Here is a 15,278-nt window from a genome sequence, read left to right on the forward strand (position 1 = left end):
ACCTCGATCGGGCGCCTCGGCGCCGCCCTTCAGTTCCGCACCTGGATCCCGCACCGTAGCCACCACCCCGGTCCCGCACGTCGGCCCCACCTTGGCAGTTCAACTCCGCCGGCTACAGGATCACGGTCCGCGCCCCGAGCAGGAACACGCGCTCCTCGAACACGAGCCGTAGCGCTCTAGCCAGCACGATCTTCTCCACGTCCCGCCCTGCGTGTGCCATCTCGGCGGCAGTGTGGGTGTGATCGACCGGGATGATCCCCTGCGCGATGATCGGCCCTTCGTCCAGATAGTCGGTTACGAAGTGGGCGGTCGCGCCGATCATCTTCACGCCACGCTCGAAGGCTTGCCGATAGGGGTTTGCGCCGATGAACGCCGGCAGGAAGGAGTGATGGATGTTGACGATGCGCTCGGGATACCGGGAAACGAACTCGGGGCTGAGGATGCGCATGTACTTGGCGAGCACGATGTACTCCGGCTGATAGCTCTCGAGCACATCGAGCAACGCCGTTTCGTGCTCGCTCCGCGTCCGGCCCTCGTGGCTGACGTGGTGAAAGGGAATCCCGAACTGGCGAGCCAGCGGCTCCAGCGTGTCGTGGTTCGAGATCACCGCTCGGATGGTCGCTCCCAGCTCGTTGAAGGCGTGACGCATGAAGAGCTCGCCCGGGCAGTGCGGCTCCCGCGTCACCATCACCACGATGTCCCGGTTTCCCGCTCGCGCCAGTCGGATCGTGGCGCCCTCGGGCAGTGAGGCGGTGAGCTCGCTGGTAAGCGCCTCGCCGTCCACCTCCCCGGCGAACTCGGTGCGCATGAAGAAGCGTCGGGTCTCCGGGTCGACGAACTCGCTGTTGGCGATAATGTTGAGGCCGTGGCGAAGCAGCACCCCGGTGATGGCGTGAATCAGGCCGGCGCGGTCGGGGCAGTCAATGCGCAGGATGTGCGTACTCAAAGTTTCAATTCAGGTTGGGGGACTCGCGGTCGGCGCACGATAGTGTCCGATGCGACGGACGGCAATCCGTGACTGTACCATGACTTACGTCGTGCCGGCCAGGTGCCGCGAAGAGTCTGTACGGGGGGTGAGATCGGCAAGGGACTTGCGTTTCGGCGCTCGCAATTGGCGGTCGTTGAGCCCTCCCACCCGCAATGGAAGCGACATGATCTCCAGGGGCGACCTCGAGCGACTGATGGGCCGCGAGAACGGCGATTATCAGATCCTCTCTCTTTTTCTCGACATGTCCGTCAACTCGGACAACAGGCGGACCCACCAGATCTTTCTCAACCAGAAGCGCTCTCAGTTGGAGGAACTCCAGGGTGATCGGTCGGTCCAGCACGACCAAGCGGTGAACAGGGCGCTCGCCCGCGTAGATCAGTGGCTCCTCGAAGAATTCGACGAGGACAACCGCGGGGTCGTGCTGTACACGGAGATCGGGGGCGACTGGTTTGAAGCCTTGCAGTTTCCCGTGCCGGTGGCCAACCGCTTCGTCGTCTCCGATCGGCCTGCCATCGCTCCGCTCGCCCAGGTCCTGGAGAGCTATCACCATCACGGGGTGGTGCTGCTGGACCGGGAGCACGTACGCCTGCTCAGCGTCTACCTTGGAACCCTTCTCGACGAGCTCTCGGTCGAGCCGACGCCGCTTCCCACCAGGCACGACATTCAGGCTGGCGGCTACTCCCAATCGCGCTTCCAGCGACGCAAGCTGGAGGAGATGCGCCACTTCTTCCGCGACTTCGCCCGCGAGGTTGAGGACTTCGTCAGCCGCTACCGGCCCGACGACCTGGTGATCCTGGGTACCGACGAGAACGTCGCACGCTTCCGCGAGTTTCTGCCCGAGCGGCTGCGAAGGATGATCTCGTACACCGGCCCGATGAGCGTCGACCAGCCCGCGAGCGAGGTTTTGCAGGAGCTGATGCCCCACCTGGAGGCCGAGCGGCAGCGCGAGAGCCTCGAGATCCTGGACCAGGTGCGCGACCGGGTGGACCAGGATTATCTGGCCACCGCAGGCTTCCAGAGCACATTGACTGCACTTCAGGAAGGAAAGGTCGATACTCTGATTATCGGGCAGGATCAGGATCAACTTGGCTCTCGCTGCACGCAGTGCGGATTTCTCTTCGCGCGCGAGCTCGAGAGCTGCCCCTATGACGGCGCTCCGACCGCCACCGGGATCGACGTGGTGGAGGAGGCCATCCGTCTCGCCGAGACGCAGGGAGCGGAGGTACAGTTCGTCGCTCCCACGGCCGTGCAGGATCTGCGCGGAGTGGGCGCGCTGCTGAGGTTCTGAGCTCTATCCGTGGCGCCCGGGCCACTTACGCCACGCGGGTTCGAACTCGAGACAGCATTCCGCCGATGCCGGATATTGAAACGCAAGTCGCAGGCAGTGAGCGTCTGCGGGTAGCACTGCAAGCGATCCCCGGAGTGGTGCGCGCTTTCGTGGAGGGTGATCCGCCGGAGCTCTTCGTCATCGCGGAGCCTGGTCGCGAGCTGGTTCCGCTGGAGGCCCAGGTGAACCTGGTGCTGGCCCGGGAGGGGTTATCCGCCACGGACCTCCCGCTTCGCATTGCCTCGCTGCGCGGGGACGGCGTGCACCGCCGGGTGCGCTTCCGTGACGCGATCCTCACCCGTCCGCGGGTGGGCATCGCCTCCGTGCGCGTGGCGCTGGAGTGGAACGAGCAGGTCTACGAGGGAGTTGCGGAAGGGGAGGGAGGGCTCCCGCTCGAGCTTCGGGTCTCCGCTCGAGCGGCGTTGCGGGCCATCGAATCGGTGCTGGCGGACCGCCTGCGCTTCGAGCTGGTGGGGGTGAAGGCAATTCGCATCTTCGACCACGATTTCGTGGCCGTGCTCCTCCGCTGCGCCGACGCGCCCGAGCGCCGGCTCATCGGCGTCTCCCTCTCTTCCGCGGATCTGCCCTCCGCCACGGCTCGGGCGGTGCTCAACGCCACCAACCGGCTGCTCGGAAACTACCTGGTCACGGACGAGTAGCGCCGGTCGACGTGCAGCCGGCTTACTCCCCAACCGACTCAGCGGGGCGCCTCTGCGCTCCAGCTGCCGCTTCGACCTCCCTCCTTTCGCAACAGCCGGATCCCGCCGATCTCCATCCCGCGGTCGAGCGCCTTGCACATGTCATAGATGGTGAGCAGGGCGGTGGAGACCGCGGTCAGCGCCTCCATCTCGACCCCGGTGCGCGCCTCGACACGCACTGCGGCGTGCGCACGAACACCGGGAATCGTTTCATCGGGCTCGAGCGTCACCTGTACCGAGTTGAGCGGAAGCGGGTGACACAGAGGGATCAGGTCGGCCGTGCGTTTGGCGGCCATGATGCCGGCGAGCTGGGCGACCACGAGCACGTTGCCTTTCGGGTTCTTCCCGCGCAGCACGCTCTGCAGGGTGTCGGCGTTCATCCGGATGGTTCCCTCGGCAACCGCGCGCCGGCTGGTGACGGTCTTGTCTCCCACGTCCACCATGCGGGGCGCGCCTGTCTCGTCTAGGTGGGTAAGGCGCTTGTCGTCGGTCATTGGGGCGACCCCGCGGTGGACGAGGACAAGAGGTCTTCCTGGATGCCCCGCAGTAAATCGGCCAGAATGAGCTGCGGGTTCACGTTGTACTGCGCCCAGGTCTGCGCCCTGGACACCCGCTCCAGCGCGGAAGCCACGGACACCGGGTGGATCCGCCGGCGCTCCACCGCACGGCGCAGAAGGTCGCGGGCCGCGGGATCGGCCACCTCCCGCTCGGCCCCCGCCGCGACGGCCATCAGGTCGCGCAGCCACTCGCCCAGCGCGTCGAGCACTTCGACGAAGCTTCCTCGACTGCCGAAGGGCCGCTGCGCGTTCGCCGCCGCGTAGCGAGGAACCGCCCCGTTCGAGAGCGCGGCGATCAGCAGGTCGCGCGCTACCGAACGAACCCCTCCCGAGTCTTCGTCCGCCACCAGGCGAAGCGCCGCGCCGATCGATCCCCGGGCGAGCTTCGCCACCCGATCGGCCTCGTCCGTAGCAACCCCGAGCACCTCGACCAGGAACTCGCTCACCTCGGCCTCGCGAAGGGGGGCCACCCGGATCCCCAGCACCCGCGAGACGATGGTGGGAAGCAGCGCCCCCGGCTGGGAGGAGGTGATGATCAGCACGGTGTCGTCCGGGGGCTCCTCGAGCAGCTTGAGGAAGGCATTCGCCGCTTCGGGGCTCGACTCCTGGGGCACCATCAGCTCGGCATCCCCCACCACGAAGACCTTCCGACGTCCCATGGAGGGCTTGACCCCGGCGAGCTGCTGGATGCGCTGCACGGCGGCGAGGAAGATCGCCGGCGCCTTGTCGTAGGAGGGAACGTGGGATGGGTTCTCGCGCCGGAGCTGGAGCTCGGCCGCGCGGGCATCCTCCAGCTTCTCACGGAGCTTCTCGGGGGAGGCGTTGTCCGGCCGCGGCAGCGGGAAGAACCAGTGAACGTCGGGATGCTCCAGCCGTTCGACCAGCCGGCAGGGTCGGCAACTCCGGCAGGGCTCTCCGGTGGCAGGCGCCTCGCACACCAGCAGCTGCGCGAGCCACAGCCCCAGCCGCTCCTTGCCCACGCCCGCCGGGCCGTGCAGCAGGATCGACTGGGGAAGAGAGCCGGAAAGTGCGGCGGCGCCCAGGCGCCGTCGCACGTCTTCGTGTCCGCGGATCGCGGGTAGACTCATGCCGGGCTTCGTCTCCGCAGCCAGCCGAGGGGATCCACCGCCTCGCCGCCCGGAGCTCGGATCTGGAACTCGATGTGGGGGCCCTCGGGGGTTCGCGATCCCCCGACGCCACCGATGCGCTGTCCAGCGGCCACCGACTGACCTTCCTGGACGGAGACGTCGTTGAGGTACAGGTAGAGGGAATAGTACCCGCCCCCATGGCTGAGCACCACCGTGGGCCCGTAGCCCTCGAACGGGCCCGCGAGCACGGCCGTACCCGCCGCCACCGCCCGCACGGGCGTGCCTTCCGGCGCGGCGATGCCGATGCCGTTCCATCGCAGGACCGTGCCGTTGGGCTGCGTTTGCCGCCCGAAGGGGTAGATCAGCCTCCCCTCGACGGGCCAGGCGAGCGTACCGGCGGCGGCCGGCGTCAGTGTCGCGGCCTCTCCGGCCGCCGCCTCGCGCCTGCGGGCCTCGAGGGTCGCGATCAACCGCGACAGACTGCGCTCGTCCTCCTCCAGCTGCTGCAGTCGGCTCGCGGTGGTCTGTTGTGCGCGGCGCGCGCTCGCCAGCGCCCGCTGCTGACGGCTGCGCAGTGTCTCCAGCGCCGCGTGCTCCGAAGCCCGGGCCTCGCGCACCTCCTGGATCTCCTCCATGGAGTGGCTCAGCAGTCGCTCCCGCGCCACCAGTCTGTTTTCCGACGCCGCCACCCGCTCGACCAGTTGCCGGTCGTAGCGCGCGATCAGCGACATGTATTTGTACCGGTTCAGCAGGTCGGAGAAGCTCTCCGCGCCCAGCAACACGCGGATGGTGTGCAGCGGCCCGCGCTTGTAGATGGCCCGGAGTCGCCGGTGAAGGTCGGCCTTCTGCCGCGCCAGACGCGATCGGGTCGCCTCCAGGTCGCGCGTCGTCTCCTCGATCTGCGCATGGTAGCGGTCGAGCTGGAAGTCCAGCTCGGCGAGCATGCGGTTCGAGTTGGCGATCTCCTGGCTGATCAGCTCGAGCTCCGCGGAGATGTCGTGTACTCGCGACTCGAGCCCCTGCATCTCGCGCTGCAGCTCCGCCCGCTCACGGCGGATCTGCTCCAGACGCTCGCGGCTCGCCTCCAGCTCCTCCTCGATGCTCGCCGAGACCGGCAGTCCTTGCTGGGCCGCGAGCTCGGCCCCTCCGACTGCATCACTCAGCGCGAGCGAAAGCGCGAGTGCCGCCACGCGGGGGACCGAAACCCTGGAGAGCAACCAGCGCCGACGAGCCATCAGCTCAGATCGAGCGGAGGTGGCGTCGCACCGCCACCGCGCTGGAGAGCAAGCCGTATAGCCCGCCCGCCAGCACTCCTGCGAGGGCCCACTCGGCGGGCAGCCACAACACCTGGATCAGGGTGACGCTCACCGCCTCGAAGGCAAGAAAGGTGAGGACGGCGGCGAGAACCCCCCCGATCAGACCGGAGATCAGGCCTTCGATCAGGAAGGGCCGCTGGATGAAGCCCGCCGTGGCGCCGACCAGGCGCATGATCTGGATCTCGTCGCGGCGGGCGAAGACGGAGATGCGCACGGCGGTGGCGATGATGATCCCCGCCACGGCCGCGAAGGCTCCGCCGATGATCATCGTGCCGCCAGCCGCGATCCTGCGCAGCGAGATGATCTTGCTCACCCAATCGTCGCCGTACGAGACGTCCTCCACGAACGGGTGGGCAGCGAGGCGCTGCGCGACCAGCTCCACCGCCGACCGGTCGCGTTGCCCCGGCTGCATGGACACCTCGAGCGAGGCCGGAAGCGGGTTCATCTCCAGGTCGGTGAAGACATCCCTGAACTCGGTGAGCTCCTGCACGGCGGTGGTCAGCGCTTCGTCCTTCGACACGTAGCGGACGTCCCGCACCGACTCCATCGCCATGATCTCGGCCGCCGCGGCCTGGACCTCGCCGGGGGGCGCCTCGTCGTGCAGGTAGGCCACCACCTCGACGCGCGATTCGATCTGCTCGATCGCCACGCGGATGTTGAAGGCGGTCAGGGCAAAGAGCCCCACCACGAAGAGGCTGAGACTGACCGCCACGATGGAGAGCAGAGCCAGTAGCGGCGTGCGCCGGAAGGCCGCAAGCGCTTCACGTAGAGCGTACGGCATCAGGAGGCCTCCCTTGCCGCCACGTCCGCGCCCGAGTCGTACACGATCTCTCCGTGGCTCAGCTCGATCACCCGCAGCTCGGGGTTCGCGCGCACGAGGTCGAGGTCGTGGGTCGCCATCAGCACTGTCATGCCGTTGGCGTTGATGGCACGGAAGAGGTCGAAGATCCCCTTGGTCGCCCATTCGTCGAGGTTTCCGGTGGGCTCGTCCGCCAGGAGGATCAGCGGCTGGTTGGCGAGCGCCCGCGCGATCGCGACGCGTTGGCGCTCACCGCCCGATAGCTCCTGCGGGAGCGAGCTGGCCTTGGCGGCCAGCCCGACCTCGGCGAGCAGCCTCGTCACGCGGGGGGCGATCGCCCTGCGCCGCGCCCCGGTGACCTCCAGGGCGAAGGCGACGTTCTCTTCCGCTGTGCGGTCCGGGAGCAGCCGGTAGTCCTGGAAGACCACCCCCAGCTTGCGCCTGAGCTTGGGAATCTCCCCGCGGCGAAGCCGCGCGGAGGAGTGGCCCGAGACGCGGACCTCCCCGCTGGTGGGGAGCTCCGCCATCTGGATCAGATTCAGTGCGGTGGATTTGCCGGCGCCGGAGTGGCCGGTGAGGAAGACGAACTCCCCTTTGTGGATATGGAAGCTCACGTTCTTCAGCGCGAGCCCCGTGCGGGGATATTCCTTGTAGACCGAAGTGAACTTGATCACGCCCGAGGAGCCGTTCTGTTCAGGGAAGCCACCCCCCGAGAGATCAGACTCGGGAACGTGGAACCATTGATCGTCGTGCCAGCTGTACCGCCAGCCGCGTGGCCTCGCGCATGGACGAGGGATCGGCCAGGCCCCGACCGGCGATGTCCAGCGCCGTCCCGTGGTCGGGGGAGGTTCGCGGGAAGGGGAGTCCCAGGGTCACGTTCACCCCACTCCCGAACGAAACCGTCTTGAAGGCGGCCATTCCCACGTCGTGATACGGCGCCACCACCACGTCGAACTCGCCCCGGAGTGCCCGCGTGAAGACGGTGTCGGCCGGAATCGGGCCGGCTACGTCGATCTTCTCGGCGCGCAGCCGCTCGAGCGCCGGACCGTAGATCCTCTCCTCCTCGTCGCCGAACAGACCCCCATCGGAAGCGTGCGGGTTGAGGGCGCACAGGGCGAGACGGGGAGGATCGATCTCCCACCAGGCCTGAAGCGCGTCCGCCGCCAGACGCGCCTGCTGGACCAGCAGTTCGGTCGTGAGCAACCGGGGGACGTCTCGCAGGGCGTGGTGTGTGGTAGCCAGCAGCACCCGCAACCCGTTGCCCGCCGCCGTACGGTCCGCCGACATCAACATTCCCACCTGCGCGGCACCGGTCAGCGCCTGCAGCATCTCGGTGTGTCCGGGGTAACGCCAGCCTCCGGCGTGAAAGGCGGACTTCTCGATCGGCGCGGTCACCACGGCGGCCACCTCCCCGCGCAGCGCCATCTCGACCGCCGACTTGACCGCTTCTCCCGCCAGTCTTCCCGCCTCGGCAGGAGTGCCCCCGGCCTCCCAGCGCCCGATCGCCACCAGTCGAGGGTGGTCGATCACTCCGACTGGACCCACCGGCAGCAGCTCCGCTTCGCGCTGCAGGGCGTCGTCCCCGAGCACCGCGGTGCAGACCTCGGGACCGATTCCCCGGGGGTCTCCCAGGGTGATGGCCACCCGCGGCCGAATTTCCATCAGGAAAGCACGTCCCTGGGCTCGTCCCGCAGGACGCGGTAGAGCTCGTGAGCCGCCTTGCGGGAGGTCGACTTGCCGGGCAGCTCACCCAACTCGAGCTCCAGCGTCCGACGGGGATAGTGGATCGTCACCACCGCACCGGGGCTGACTTCGCGGCTGGGGCGCGCCACCGTACCGTCCACCAGAACGGCACCGGAGTCGCACGCGGCCTTGGCCTCGCTGCGACTCCGGGTAAGGCAGAGCCGGTGCAGGAGTACGTCGATGCGCAGGCTCTCTGGCGCGCTCACATCCGCACGGCGACGTGAATGCGGTTGCGCAGGTCGTCGACGATCTCTTCGATCATCTTCTGTTCCTGCAGCCCCGTCACCAGCTGCTCCCGCACGTCCTCCAGCGTGTACGGTCGCTCCGGCTCACGCAGCCTGACCTGTACTACCGCCCAATTCTCGGATCCGGCCCCCGGGACCTTGAACGGCCCGACCACATCGCCCGTCTGTGCGTTGGCCAACGCCTGGGCATAGGCCGGTGGGAGGCGGGAAACCTGTTGAGAGGGGACGTCGATCTGGTCGTCCGGCGTTCCGTAACGCCTCGCCAGCGTGTTGATGTTGGCCCCTTCGCGGATGGCGTTCGCCACTGAATCCGCTCGCACGCGGGCACGCTCCATGTCTTCCTCGGTGATCTCCGGCGCGATGAGGATGTGCCGGACCCTGCGCTCCGCGCCCTGGATGCGTTGCACCTCGAGGATGTGATAGCCGTAGTCGGTGCGGAAGATCGGGCTGAGCATCCCGGGCCGAATGCTGAAGGCCATCCGCTCGAACTCCGGAACCAGATCGCCCCCCTGACGGACCCAACCCAGGTCACCGCCGCTTTCCTTCGTGCCGGGGTCGTCGGAGAAGCGCCGGGCGAGCACCTCCCAGTCGCCTCCGTTCTGCAGCTCACGGTAGACCTCCTCGGCCGTGCGACGTGCCTCAGCGTCGGCGGAGTCACTGGGCTCGGGAGTGATGAGGACCTGCCGGAAGGAGACCGTCGGTGGTCGCATGCCGAGCTGAGACTTGCGAGCCTCGAATGCCTGTTGGATCTCGCTCTCCGAGATGACCGGCCGGGCCCGCCCGCGCATGCGCTGCTGCATGTAGGTGCGCATGAGCATGTCGTCGGTGAACTGCTGACGGAGCAGCTCTCGGTACTGCGACATCGACATGCCATCGGCGGTCAGCGCCGCCTCGAGCTGGGCCTGCCCTCCGAAGCTACGTGTAGTCTGGGCGATCTGGTCCTCGACCGCATTATTCACCTGATCCTCGTCCACGGTGATCCCCGCGTCACGCGCCGCCTCGACCAGGAGAAGGGTGTTGATCCGGTCCTGAAGGATCCGATCGAGGAGCGCTTGCCGCTGAACCGGGTCCTCGGGGATAGTGGCGCCGGACGCCTGGATCTGCTGCACCGCGGCACGCAGGTCCGACAGCAGCAGCGCGGTGTCGCCGACCACCGCGATGACGCGGTCCACCAGCTCCTCACCCCCTGGCGGGGGTGCGGTGGGTTCCTGAGCGCTCGCCGGTCGGATGGCGAACAGGAGCACCGCGAGAGCGGAAATTCTGCGCATCATGCCAGGCAAGGTTCGAAAGCGGTTGCCGGGCCGAGATCTCGACCGGGATGGTGCCATGAATTCGGAATGACCGAAACGGGGGACGGGTGGTCCGTCCCCCGCTCCAAGGGCGGGCAGTTCATACGCCCGACGTCACTCCGGGGTTCCTCGCAAAGCCTTGTCGATCGCGCTTATGCGCCCTCGCTCCCGGAGGCCTCCCCGGCGGTGTCCGGCGCGTTCGCCGCCCCGGTATCCTGCGGCTGCGTGGGCGCCGTCGGCACCGGCGACGGCGGAGCCGGCTGGCTCGCCCGGATGGCCTCCAGCCGCTCGACCACCTGGCTGAACGAGCCTTCGTTGATCTCGTTCGGGTAGAGCCCGCGCAGCAGGTAGCCGAAGCGCGCCAGCGGGGGCAGGTTCACTCGTCCGCTGAGGGCGTCGCGAAGCAGGGCGCTCACGCGTGCTTCGGTGGCCCCCGGCGCGGCACCCGCCACCCCCTGCGCCAGGCCCGTCGCCGCCACCACGGCGCGGATCTCCTGCCGGGCAGTCGCGCGAATCGTGTCCACTTCGGCTCGCGAGACCTCGAGACCCCGCCGCCGCGCCTCCTGGAGCAACAGCTCCATGCGGGTGAGCTGCTCCACCGCGGTGGTGAGCTGATCGTCGGACGCGGTCGCGAAGCTGCTCTGCACCTGCGGCGGCTGCGTGCGGATGAACTCCAGGAATTCACCCGAAGTGAACGCGCCCCCCTGATAGGTGGTGATCGGCCGGGAAGCCGCACGCCCGCGCAGCTCGGTCTCCGGCCGGGTCGCCAGCTCCCTCACCACCGCGAGGCCACTCGGCTCGATCTCGACCCCCGCGGCCTGCGAGAGCGAGTCCATGTACGCCGTTTCGGCCTCCTGCTGGGCCCGCTGCACGAGGTACTGGCGGAAGTCCTCCTTCTGATCGCCGAGCTCGGGCTGCCGGCGGTCCTCCACCTTGATCACGTGATAGCCGAAAGGCGTCTCGACCACCTCGCTGATCTCGCCGGGCTGCAGCGCGAACGCCGCTTCCTCGAACGGGGCGACCATGCGGCCTCGCCCGAAGTAGTCGAGGTCGCCGCCTCGCTGGGCACTGCCGTCCTGCGAATACTGACGGGCCAGCTCCGCGAAGTCCTCTCCCTGCTGTGCACGCTGCCGCAGCGACTCCGCCAGCGCCCGAACGCTGTCACGCTGCTCCGGCGTAGCCTCCGGCGGCGGACGCAGCAGGATGTGGCGAGCGCGCACCTCCACGCCCGGACCTTCGGTGAGCCAGCGCTCCTCGAGTTGCTCGTCGGTGAAGGTCGTGTCGGCGCGGATCACCTCGTCGTGCAGCTTCGCAATGAGCGCCATCTCGCGCGCCGGCTCGATGAAGCTGTCCAGGTCGATCGCCGAAAGCGTGCTGTCTTCCGCCAGGGCGGTGGCGAGGAGCGTGTACTCCACCCAGACGTCCGCGAGGGCGCGGACCATCTCCGGCTCGGCCGGGATCTGCGGATTCGCGGCCAGAAGCTCCGCCGCCTGCTGGACCTTGAGCTCCTTACCGGCCGCGCGCGCGACGACATCCGTATGCGCGGACATCGCTTCGCCGAGGCCTCCGCAGGCGCTCAGCAGGAAAGGGGTGGCGGCGGCAACCATCCGCCAGCGAAACAGCTTCATCAATCGATCTCCGGCAGCGGGTGAAAGGGCAAACTATCAAGTTAGCGGATCGGACACGGAGGCGGGAGGGCGTGCCCCTTCACGCCGCCAGCGACTTCTCCTTGGTCAGCGCGCGCAGGGCGCCGGTGAGCATCGCGGTGACTTCCTCGGGGCCGCGTCGGTGCAGGATGATCGAGAGCGGCATGGGGCGCACGAGCTCCACCTCGAACTGGCGCTCGGCAAAGACACGCTGCAGGGACGCCATCCGCGGCATCACGCCCGAGCGGAAGTTGACGCGAGCGTCCCAGGGGCGAACGAGGATGCGCTCGATCCCCAGCTCGCTGCCGAGCAGGCGTAGCGCGCGGGTCGCCAGAAGTGTCTCCACTTCGTCCGGCAGCTTCCCGTATCGATCACGCAGCTCGCGCCGTAGCGCATCGACCCCCTCCACCTCGTCGATGGCCGCGAGGCGGCGGTATAAATGGAGCTTCTGGGCTTCGTCGGCAACGTAATCGTCGGGAATGAGCGCAGCGCCGTCGACGGAAACCTCCGTCAGTGGATGCTCGGTCTGCTTGCCGTTGCCCTTGATCTGCCGGATCGTCTGCTCCAGCAGCCGCATATAGGTGTCGAAGCCGACCTGGTAGACGAAGCCCGACTGGGCGGCGCCGAGGATGTTACCCGCACCGCGTAGCTCGAGGTCCTTCAACGCGATGCCGTAGCCGCTGCCCAGCTCGGTGTAGTGCTCCAGCACGCGCAGCCGCTTCTCGGCATCTTCGGAGACGTTCTCCGGGATGATCAGGTAGCAGTACGCCCGGTGGTGCGATCTCCCGACGCGCCCGCGAATCTGGTAGAGCTGCGCCAGCCCGAACTGGTCGGCCCGGTCGACGATCAGGGTGTTCGCGTTGGGCACGTCCAGCCCCGATTCGATGATCGAGGTCGCCACCAGCACGTTCACCTCGCCGGTGACGAAGCGGCGCATGATCTCCTCCAGCTCGCGCTCCTTCATCTGCCCGTGAGCAACCGCGATACGGGCATCCGGAACCAGCTTCGAGACGCGCAGGGCGAGGGTGCTGATCGTCTCCACCCGGTTGTGGACGAAGAAGACCTGGCCGCCGCGGTCGAGCTCGCGTCGGATCGCGTCCTCGATCACGGCGTCCGACCAGGGAAGGACGTGGGTGATGATCGGCTGTCGATCGCGTGGCGGGGTCTGGATCAGCGTCATATCGCGCACACCGAGCAGGGAGAAGTGCAGCGTGCGCGGAATCGGAGTGGCCGTCAGCGTGAGCACGTCGACCATGTGCTTGAGCTGCTTCAGTCGCTCCTTGTGCTTGACGCCGAAGCGCTGCTCCTCGTCCACCACCAGCAGTCCGATGTCCTTGAAGCGAACGTCGGGTGAGAGCAGGCGGTGGGTTCCGATGATGATGTCGATCTCCCCCCGCTCCAGCCTGGCCAGGACCTGCCGCTGCTCCGCCGGCGAGCGGAAACGGGACAGCGACTCGATGCGCACCGGGAAGCTCGCGAGGCGCTCGGAGAAGCTCCGCAGGTGCTGCTCGGCCAGGATCGTGGTGGGGACCAGTACCGCCACCTGCTTGCCGTCCTGCACGGCCTTGAAGGCCCCGCGAATGGCGATCTCCGTCTTCCCGTAGCCGACGTCGCCGCAGATCAGGCGATCCATCGGGCGCGGCGACTCCATGTCGCGCTTGACGTCCTCGGTTGCCTGTCTCTGGTCAGGGGTGTCGTCGAAGAGGAAGGACGACTCCATCTCCCGTTGCCAGCGGGTGTCGGGCGAGAAGGCGTGGCCGACCGTGGCTTCACGCGCGGCGTAGAGCTGCAGCAGCTCGGCCGTCATCGCCTCGATCGCCTGCTTCGTCTTCTTCTTCGTGCGCGACCATTCCTTGCCGCCGATGCGGTGCACTCGGGGCGGCTCGCTGTCTTCGTCCGAGACCCAGCGCTCGATCAGGTCGATGCGATGCACGGGGACGCGCAGCAGCTCGTTCCCGGCGTATTCGATCACCAGGGTCTCGATCACTTCCTCGCCGACCCGGACCTGCTCCATGCCGCGGAAACGGCCCACCCCGTGATCCATGTGCACCACGTAGTCCCCCGGCTTCAGTGCGGCGAAGCTCTCGATGGCGGCGCCGCCGCGAAACTGCCGTCGCCGTCGCAGGCGCCGCGTGCGGCGGAAGATCTCGTGATCGGTGAGGACCCTCAGCGGGGGGACCGCATCGGCGAGGATGAAGCCGCCCGACAGCGCGCCGATGGCCAGCGTGACCCCCTGCTTCACGTCGAGCTCGGCGAGGAGCTCCTGCAGCCGCTCGAGCTGTCCCTCGTTGTCGCACAGGATGAGGGTCCGTTCCCCCGCGCGCGCGCCACCCCGCAGGATCTCCCCCAGGCGCGGCATGTCGCGGTCGATCGGCTCGGGAGGGAAGACGCGCAGGGCGATCTTCTTCGCCTGGGATCCTGCTCCCCCGCCGAGCACCAGCGTGGGGAAGCGCCGCGCCTTTTCTTTCACCTGCTCCGGGGGAAGGAAGATCCGCTCGGGAGCTTCGGGAGAGCCGCCTCCCACCAGCTCTGCCTGGTGCAGGCGCTGGACCTCCAGCCAGCCTCTGTCCCACTCCTCCTCGGCCCGGTCGTCCAGCCGGACGAGGACCGCCTCGGGCGGCAGATAGTCGAGGAGCGAGCGCCGATCCCCCTCACCGGAGGCATCCTCGAAGGACCGCTGCATACCGGGGGTGAAGCGGAGGTCGACCGGGAGGACCCGGACCGAGTCGACCGAGCCGACGGAGAGCTGCGAGAGCACGTCGAAGTGGCGGATCGACTCGATGGAATCGCCCCAGAACTCGATGCGCGCTGGCTCGGGCGAGCCGAAGCCGAAGACGTCCAGAATTCCGCCGCGAAGCGCGAATTGCCCCACCTCCTCCACCGTCCCCACCTTCTCGAAGCCCATCTGGGTCAGCCGTTCGGCCAGGTCGGACGGGCGGATTTCCTGCCCGACGCGGAGCTCCAGCTGCAGGGCGTCGAGCCCTTTCACGGCGGGCGAGAGCTCCTGCAGCGCACGCGCGGTGGTCACCAGGAGAGCGGCGCGGCCGGCGAGCAGCGCCTCCAGCGCCTCCACGCGCTGCCCACCGATCTCGATGTGCGTCTCTGCCACCTCGTAAGGAAGCGACTCGCGCTGCGGGAAGAGCGAGACCGCACCCTCGCCCAGGATGGCTTCCGCGTCGGCGTGCGCGTACTCCGCGGCCTCGGGGGTGGATGCGACCAGCACCCAGATCCGCTCGGGGCGGGCGCGGTGCAGGCTGGCCACCAGCACCGCCGGGGCCGCCCCCGTGAGGCCGTCCACGACCAGCGATTCACCGGCGCGTGGCAGCGATTCGAGCAGCTCGTGGAAGCGAGGTAGCGATTGTACGGCCTGGATCAGGAGGGTATGAGGCACTGCGTGGCTCCGTTCAGCCAATCTGGCTGGGGGCAATACGATGTGGCCCCCGACACGGATGTGCGGGGCAAGTGTGGCGAGCCACACCCCGCGGCGTGCGAGGGCGCGGCGACCGACTCGGCGAATGCGGTTCGAACTCTGGCGTCACTGCTCCCTGGAAAAACGAGGTAGAAAGCTAAGAACGCGGCAAA

The 15,278-nt window shown here is 68.1% G+C and carries 13 protein-coding genes; 2 read left to right on the top strand and 11 right to left on the bottom strand.

The genetic code is table 11. The features are described 5' to 3' along the window. Nucleotides 1-112 precede the first annotated feature (112 nt). Nucleotides 113-946: a formyltetrahydrofolate deformylase gene (gene purU, locus VF167_03060; protein HEX6924378.1), complete on the bottom strand. Its 834-nt coding sequence runs from the start codon at nt 944-946 to the stop codon at nt 113-115. 205 nt (nt 947-1,151) lie between these two features. Here purU and VF167_03065 point away from each other — a divergent pair, with 205 nt between their 5' ends. Together VF167_03065 and VF167_03070 are read left to right on the top strand one after the other, a co-directional pair. Next, nucleotides 1,152-2,276, top strand: a complete 1,125-nt coding sequence (locus VF167_03065; protein HEX6924379.1) for a Vms1/Ankzf1 family peptidyl-tRNA hydrolase — start codon at nt 1,152-1,154, stop codon at nt 2,274-2,276. A gap of 65 nt (nt 2,277-2,341) precedes the next feature. Beyond that, the gene (locus VF167_03070; GenBank protein HEX6924380.1) at nt 2,342-2,974 is read left to right on the top strand and encodes a hypothetical protein; all 633 of its coding nucleotides are present in this window, start codon (nt 2,342-2,344) and stop codon (nt 2,972-2,974) included. Between the two features lie 38 nt (nt 2,975-3,012). On the opposite strand, the gene moaC is transcribed toward VF167_03070, so the two are convergent. The 10 genes from moaC to mfd form a co-directional block, all read right to left on the bottom strand. Then, nucleotides 3,013-3,507 carry a cyclic pyranopterin monophosphate synthase MoaC gene (gene moaC, locus VF167_03075; GenBank protein HEX6924381.1) on the bottom strand — a complete coding sequence of 165 codons (495 nt, stop codon included), beginning with the start codon at nt 3,505-3,507 and terminating at the stop codon, nt 3,013-3,015. Beyond that, a complete protein-coding gene (locus VF167_03080) occupies nt 3,504-4,658 on the bottom strand; it encodes a hypothetical protein (GenBank protein ID HEX6924382.1) in 1,155 nt (384 codons plus the stop codon). Before VF167_03080 ends, moaC begins: the two co-directional genes overlap by 4 nt. Then, nucleotides 4,655-5,893: a peptidoglycan DD-metalloendopeptidase family protein gene (locus tag VF167_03085; protein HEX6924383.1), complete on the bottom strand. Its 1,239-nt coding sequence runs from the start codon at nt 5,891-5,893 to the stop codon at nt 4,655-4,657. The genes VF167_03080 and VF167_03085 overlap by 4 nt, the downstream gene beginning before the upstream one ends. A 4-nt stretch (nt 5,894-5,897) precedes the next feature. After that, nucleotides 5,898-6,755, bottom strand: a complete 858-nt coding sequence (locus VF167_03090) for a permease-like cell division protein FtsX (GenBank protein HEX6924384.1) — start codon at nt 6,753-6,755, stop codon at nt 5,898-5,900. After that, entirely contained in the window at nt 6,755-7,447 is a 693-nt protein-coding gene (gene ftsE, locus VF167_03095; GenBank protein ID HEX6924385.1) for a cell division ATP-binding protein FtsE, read from the bottom strand. Before ftsE ends, VF167_03090 begins: the two co-directional genes overlap by 1 nt. A gap of 43 nt (nt 7,448-7,490) precedes the next feature. Further along, nucleotides 7,491-8,435 (bottom strand): 4-hydroxythreonine-4-phosphate dehydrogenase PdxA, encoded by a 945-nt coding sequence (pdxA, locus tag VF167_03100; GenBank protein ID HEX6924386.1) that lies wholly within the window; start codon nt 8,433-8,435, stop codon nt 7,491-7,493. Beyond that, entirely contained in the window at nt 8,435-8,722 is a 288-nt protein-coding gene (locus VF167_03105) for a S4 domain-containing protein (GenBank protein HEX6924387.1), read from the bottom strand. Before VF167_03105 ends, pdxA begins: the two co-directional genes overlap by 1 nt. Then, the gene (locus VF167_03110; protein HEX6924388.1) at nt 8,719-10,032 is read right to left on the bottom strand and encodes a peptidylprolyl isomerase; all 1,314 of its coding nucleotides are present in this window, start codon (nt 10,030-10,032) and stop codon (nt 8,719-8,721) included. Before VF167_03110 ends, VF167_03105 begins: the two co-directional genes overlap by 4 nt. Nucleotides 10,033-10,202: 170 nt before the next feature. Beyond that, a complete protein-coding gene (locus tag VF167_03115) occupies nt 10,203-11,678 on the bottom strand; it encodes a peptidylprolyl isomerase (GenBank protein ID HEX6924389.1) in 1,476 nt (491 codons plus the stop codon). Between the two features lie 79 nt (nt 11,679-11,757). After that, a complete protein-coding gene (gene mfd / locus VF167_03120; protein ID HEX6924390.1) occupies nt 11,758-15,087 on the bottom strand; it encodes a transcription-repair coupling factor in 3,330 nt (1,109 codons plus the stop codon). Between the last annotated feature and the right edge of the window lie 191 nt (nt 15,088-15,278).

This window comes from Longimicrobiaceae bacterium, assembly GCA_036375715.1.
Lineage (GTDB): Bacteria > Gemmatimonadota > Gemmatimonadetes > Longimicrobiales > Longimicrobiaceae > DASVBS01.

Coding starts and splice junctions, on each gene's coding strand:
- VF167_03065 (HEX6924379.1), top strand. CDS start 1,152: ATGATCTCCAGGGGCGACCTCGAGCGACTGATGGGCCGCGAGAACGGC.
- moaC (HEX6924381.1), bottom strand. CDS start 3,507: ATGACCGACGACAAGCGCCTTACCCACCTAGACGAGACAGGCGCGCCC.
- VF167_03085 (HEX6924383.1), bottom strand. CDS start 5,893: ATGGCTCGTCGGCGCTGGTTGCTCTCCAGGGTTTCGGTCCCCCGCGTG.
- VF167_03115 (HEX6924389.1), bottom strand. CDS start 11,678: ATGAAGCTGTTTCGCTGGCGGATGGTTGCCGCCGCCACCCCTTTCCTG.
- VF167_03110 (HEX6924388.1), bottom strand. CDS start 10,032: ATGATGCGCAGAATTTCCGCTCTCGCGGTGCTCCTGTTCGCCATCCGA.
- VF167_03090 (HEX6924384.1), bottom strand. CDS start 6,755: ATGCCGTACGCTCTACGTGAAGCGCTTGCGGCCTTCCGGCGCACGCCG.
- pdxA (HEX6924386.1), bottom strand. CDS start 8,435: ATGGAAATTCGGCCGCGGGTGGCCATCACCCTGGGAGACCCCCGGGGA.
- VF167_03070 (HEX6924380.1), top strand. CDS start 2,342: ATGCCGGATATTGAAACGCAAGTCGCAGGCAGTGAGCGTCTGCGGGTA.
- VF167_03080 (HEX6924382.1), bottom strand. CDS start 4,658: ATGAGTCTACCCGCGATCCGCGGACACGAAGACGTGCGACGGCGCCTG.